Source organism: Nesterenkonia sp. E16_10 (assembly GCF_017347085.1).
GTDB lineage: Bacteria > Actinomycetota > Actinomycetes > Actinomycetales > Micrococcaceae > Nesterenkonia.
Genome location: NZ_JADPSA010000008.1, coordinates 1 through 6300 on the forward strand (window position 1 = coordinate 1; position 6300 = coordinate 6300).

The window sequence follows — 6300 nt, forward strand, 5'->3', positions numbered from 1 at the left end:
AAGTGCTCTGGATACAGGTCAAGCCCGGTCCCACACAGGGACCGGGCTTGAACCCTCTCTACCAAATAGTGTCCGGCGGCGACCTACTCTCCCACACACTCCAGTGTGCAGTACCATCGGCGCAGTGGGCCTTAGCTTCCGGGTTCGGGATGGGACCGGGCGTTTCCCCCACGCTATGACCGCCGTAACTCTAGAACAACACCAGCAACCCTTCCCACACCACCACACAACCAAGAACATTCTTGACCATGCGGAGGGGTACCGGGCCGGTGTTGTAAACCTAAACTCACAACAACACTATCCAATTAACACCCCACCCACCGATAAAAACCGGAGGGAACAGGGTTCTGTCTCTGACCCACACACCCCCATAAGCACACCCCATCAGGGCATACCCACACGGGTGTTGTGGGGTTGTTGGCAGAGAACCGCCTAGTGGACGCGAACACGCAGTGTTCAAATGAAACTTCACCGAGCCCACACATGATGAGTGTGGTGTAAGTGATCGGCTTATTAGTACCAGTCAGCTTCACGCATTGCTGCGCTTCCACATCTGGCCTATCAACCCAGTAGTCTAGCTGGGAGCCTTCACACCATAAAGGTGACGGAGATCTTATCTTGAAGCCGGCTTCCCACTTAGATGCTTTCAGCGGTTATCCATCCCGAACGTAGCTAATCAGCGGTGCACTTGGCAGTACAACTGACACACCAGAGGTTCGTCCGTCCCGGTCCTCTCGTACTAAGGACAGACCTTCTCAAATCTCCTGCGCGCGCAGCGGATAGGGACCGAACTGTCTCACGACGTTCTAAACCCAGCTCGCGTACCGCTTTAATGGGCGAACAGCCCAACCCTTGGGACCAACTCCAGCCCCAGGATGCGACGAGCCGACATCGAGGTGCCAAACCATGCCGTCGATATGGACTCTTGGGCAGGATCAGCCTGTTATCCCCGAGGTACCTTTTATCCGTTGAGCGACGTCCCTTCCACACGGTGACGCCGGATCACTAGTCCCAACTTTCGTTCCTGCTTGAGCTGCCGCTCTCACAGTCAAGCTCCCTTGTGCACTTACACTCGACACCTGATTGCCAACCAGGCTGAGGGAACCTTTGGGCGCCTCCGTTACTCTTTAGGAGGCAACCGCCCCAGTTAAACTACCCACCAGGCACTGTCCCTGGACCCGATCAGGGCCCGAAGTTAGATGCCTAACATCACCAGAGTGGTATTTCAACGATGACTCCACCACCACTAGCGTGGCCGCTTCATAGTCTCCCACCTATCCTACACAAGTGATGTCAAACACCAATACCAAGCTATAGTAAAGGTCTCGGGGTCTTTCCGTCCTGCTGCGCGTAACGAGCATCTTTACTCGTAGTGCAATTTCGCCGAGTCCACGGTTGAGACAGCGGGGAAGTCGTTACTCCATTCGTGCAGGTCGGAACTTACCCGACAAGGAATTTCGCTACCTTAGGATGGTTATAGTTACCACCGCCGTTTACTGGGGCTTAAATTCAGAGCTTCGCCACAAGGACTAACCCTTCCTCTTAACCTTCCAGCACCGGGCAGGAGTCAGTCCGTATACATCGTCTTACGACTTCGCACGGACCTGTGTTTTTAGTAAACAGTCGCTTCCCCCTGGTCTCTGCGACCACCACCAGCTCACCAAAGCAAGCCTGGATCACCAGGGTGGTCCCCCTTCTCCCGAAGTTACGGGGGTATTTTGCCGAGTTCCTTAACCGTGGTTCTCTCGATCGCCTTAGTATTCTCTACCTGACCACCTGTGTCGGTTATGGGTACGGGCGGTACAAGCCCTCGCGTCGATGCTTTTCTTGGCAGCATAGGATCACTGAATCCCCCACAAAGTGGAGTCCCATCAAGTCTCACCCATATAACGAGTCCCGGATTTGCCTAGGACTCGGGCTACACTCTTAGACCCAGACAACCATCGCTGGGCTCAGCTACCTTCCTGCGTCACACCTGTTAATACGCTTGGCTCCCCGGTTCAGGTCCTGCGCTCCTCGTACACGTCGACCCACAAGGGGCCGATCCAGCACGATTCGGGCAGTTAGTATCACCAGTTCACCATGGGCGGTCTTATACCGGTACGGGAATATCAACCCGTTGTCCATCGACTACGCCTGTCGGCCTCGCCTTAGGTCCCGACTAACCCAGGGCAGATTAGCTTGACCCTGGAACCCTTAGTCATTCGGCGGACACGTTTCTCACGTGTCTTTCGCTACTCATGCCTGCATTCTCACTCGAACACACTCCACAGACGAGCTTACGCTGCTGCTTCACCGCAGTGTTCGACGCTCCCCTACCCATCCAGTCCGCAAGGGACTAAATGCCACAGTTTCGGTGGTGTGCTTGAGCCCCGCTAAATTGTCGGCGCGGAATCACTTGACCAGTGAGCTATTACGCACTCTTTCAAGGGTGGCTGCTTCTAAGCCAACCTCCTGGTTGTCTAAGCAACTCCACATCCTTTCCCACTTAGCACACGCTTAGGGACCTTAACTGGTGGTCTGGGCTGTTTCCCTCTCGACCATGAAGCTTATCCCCCACAGTCTCACTGCTGCGCTCTCACTTGACCGGCATTCGGAGTTTAGCTGACGTCAGTAACCTTGTAGGGCCCATCGGCCATCCAGTAGCTCTACCTCCGGCAAGAAACACGCAACGCTGCACCTAAATGCATTTCGGGGAGAACCAGCTATCACGGAGTTTGATTGGCCTTTCACCCCTACCCACAGCTCATCCCCCCAGTTTTCAACCTAGGTGGGTTCGGTCCTCCACGCGCTCTTACACGCGCTTCAACCTGGCCATGGGTAGATCACTCCGCTTCGGGTCTAGACCCAGCGACTCAAACGCCCTATTCAGACTCGCTTTCGCTACGGCTTCCCCACACGGGTTAACCTCGCCACTGAGCACTAACTCGCAGGCTCATTCTTCAAAAGGCACGCCATCACACCCCTATAGGATGCTTTGACGGATTGTAGGCACATGGTTTCAGGTACTATTTCACTCCCCTCCCGGGGTACTTTTCACCATTCCCTCACGGTACTGATTCACTATCGGTTAGTAGGTAGTATTTAGGCTTACCAGGTGGTCCTGGCTGATTCACACAAGATTCCTCGAGCCTCGTGCTACTCGGGATACATCTACAGGCCGGCGGAACGCATTACGACTACGGGACTCACACCCTCTACGGCGAAGGACTCAACCTTCTTCGTCTATACGCCCGCACCTCAACCCCAAGGACTGGTAGATCCTCAACGAGATGTCCCACAACCCCGGCCACGCAACCCCTACCAGGTATCACACGCAACCGGTTTAGCCCCATCCGCTTTCGCTCGCCACTACTCACAGAATCACTACATTGTTTTCTCTTCCTGTCGGTACTGAGATGTTTCACTTCCCGACGTTCCCTCCAACCGGTCTATACATTCAACCGGAGGTCACACACCATCACGGCATGCGGGGTTTCCCCATTCGGAAATCCTGGTATCAACGCTCGGTTATCAACTCCACCAGGCTTATCGCAGATTCCCACGTCCTTCATCGGCTCCTACTACCAAGGCATTCACCATGCGCCCTTAAACACTTACAAACATCATCACAGTAGCTGCGATGACACTCACCATAAGCGCTCGACTAAAAATTGACACAAAAAACACCAGCCACACCAAAGGTGCGACCAGCATGATTCGAGTATTTTGTTCAAAAGAACAAAGATGCTCGCGTCCACTATGCAGTTCCCAAACAACAACCCCCACCACCATCACCAGCCCCGTAAACGAGGCCGGCTACCTGAAGCCGAGGGCCAGATCATGAAACAACCATTGTTGTCTCAGGACCCAACAGTGTGCCAAGCACCACAGACAAAAGACACCAGCCCTCTTTCCGACCCATCGTGACCCCACACAAAATGTGAGCGACAGGCGTACCGGAGAAACCAGTGCCAAGACCGTGATGACGATTCGTTGATATTCCACCCTTGAGCAAACCACCAGTCACACGAACGGTGACATCAAGTGGCGGACCCGACTCGGGTCCTGCTCCTTAGAAAGGAGGTGATCCAGCCGCACCTTCCGGTACGGCTACCTTGTTACGACTTAGTCCCAATCGCGAGTCCCACCTTCGACGGCTCCCCCCACAAGGGTTAGGCCACCGGCTTCGGGTGTTACCCACTTTCGTGACTTGACGGGCGGTGTGTACAAGGCCCGGGAACGTATTCACCGCAGCGTTGCTGATCTGCGATTACTAGCGACTCCAACTTCACGAAGTCGAGTTGCAGACTTCGATCCGAACTGAGACCGGCTTTTAGGGATTAGCTCCACCTCACAGTATCGCAACCCATTGTACCGGCCATTGTAGCATGCGTGAAGCCCAAGACATAAGGGGCATGATGATTTGACGTCGTCCCCACCTTCCTCCGAGTTGACCCCGGCAGTCTCCCATGAGTCCCCACCATTACGTGCTGGCAACATAGGATAGGGGTTGCGCTCGTTGCGGGACTTAACCCAACATCTCACGACACGAGCTGACGACAACCATGCACCACCTGTGAACCGACCCCGAAGGGAAACTGCATCTCTGCAGCGATCCGGTCCATGTCAAGCCTTGGTAAGGTTCTTCGCGTTGCATCGAATTAATCCGCATGCTCCGCCGCTTGTGCGGGCCCCCGTCAATTCCTTTGAGTTTTAGCCTTGCGGCCGTACTCCCCAGGCGGGGCACTTAATGCGTTAGCTACGGCGCGGAAAACGTGGAATGTCCCCCACACCTAGTGCCCAACGTTTACGGCATGGACTACCAGGGTATCTAATCCTGTTCGCTCCCCATGCTTTCGCTCCTCAGCGTCAGTAACAGCCCAGAGACCTGCCTTCGCCATCGGTGTTCCTCCTGATATCTGCGCATTTCACCGCTACACCAGGAATTCCAGTCTCCCCTACTGCACTCTAGTCTGCCCGTACCCACTGCACACCCGGGGTTGAGCCCCGGGCTTTCACAGCAGACGTGACAAACCGCCTACGAGCTCTTTACGCCCAATAATTCCGGATAACGCTCGCGCCCTACGTATTACCGCGGCTGCTGGCACGTAGTTAGCCGGCGCTTCTTCTGCAGGTACCGTCACTTGCGCTTCTTCCCTGCTGAAAGCGGTTTACAACCCGAAGGCCGTCATCCCGCACGCGGCGTCGCTGCATCAGGCTTTCGCCCATTGTGCAATATTCCCCACTGCTGCCTCCCGTAGGAGTCTGGGCCGTGTCTCAGTCCCAGTGTGGCCGGTCACCCTCTCAGGCCGGCTACCCGTCATCGCCTTGGTGAGCTATTACCTCACCAACAAGCTGATAGGCCGCGAGTCCATCCAAGACCGATAAATCTTTCCACCAGCACCCCATGCGAGGACTGGTCGTATCCGGTATTAGACCCAGTTTCCCGGGCTTATCCCAGAGTCAAGGGAAGGTTACTCACGTGATACTCACCCGTTCGCCACTAATCCAACCGTGCAAGCACGGTCTTCATCGTTCGACTTGCATGTGTTAAGCACGCCGCCAGCGTTCATCCTGAGCCAGGATCAAACTCTCCATTAAAAAATTAATAAGAGAAAGCATCCACCATCAACAACAAACAGACCAGACCCCGCCAGAAAAACAGGGCCCTCACGATCCATCCATCACCAATGACAGACACCAGTTAATGAATCCTTGGCTAAATTTGCGACACCATCACGGGGGTGATAATGTCGCTGTTATAACCAAATAAATAATTTGGTATCAACAAACTTGGCACACTATTGAGTTCTCAAACAACAACCGCTACCGGCACCATCAGAAGTTTTTCTCTGAATCGCTCCGAAGCAACTTTGTAAGCTTACCAACAAGCTTCCGCTTCGTCAATTCGGCGTTTCCGCCGTCCTGACTCGATGACCAGTTATCCGTCCTGCAATGAGCCCTCACTGAAAACTCAGTGACACCTCACTGCGAACGACTCGAACTCGTCGTCTGCGCGGTTCTCAACTCTACGTCCTGATCTTCGCTGACGTCAACTCGAGGTCAACGCCGTATGAACACCAGGAAAACTCGTGGTCTCGAACCCCCCGAAGTAGAACCTGACCTGGGCGAAGATGAACCCGTGAAGGTCATCGCTGCCTGATCAGAACCAGGTCCTGATGTGGGGAGAAGCTATGTGGTTATCAAGTCCAAGGTCTTGCGCGGTCCGCCGTGGCTTTCCGCTGTGCGCCCTTGAGCACGAGATAGAACTTTACACACGCCCTGACCAGTCCGCAAACCAGATCCCGTGCGAGCTGC

The 6300-nt window shown here is 54.7% G+C and carries 3 rRNA genes; all 3 read right to left on the reverse strand.

Annotated elements, in window-relative coordinates:
• Nucleotides 1-70 precede the first annotated feature (70 nt).
• A 5S ribosomal RNA gene (rrf, locus tag I2487_RS03255) occupies nucleotides 71-187 on the reverse strand.
• Nucleotides 188-493: 306 nt separating this feature from the next.
• Nucleotides 494-3602: ribosomal RNA gene (locus I2487_RS03260) — 23S ribosomal RNA — on the reverse strand.
• A 456-nt stretch (nucleotides 3603-4058) separates the two neighbouring features.
• Nucleotides 4059-5583 (reverse strand): 16S ribosomal RNA (locus tag I2487_RS03265).
• Together the 16S, 23S and 5S rRNA genes form the textbook arrangement of a ribosomal RNA operon.
• Nucleotides 5584-6300 lie beyond the last annotated feature (717 nt).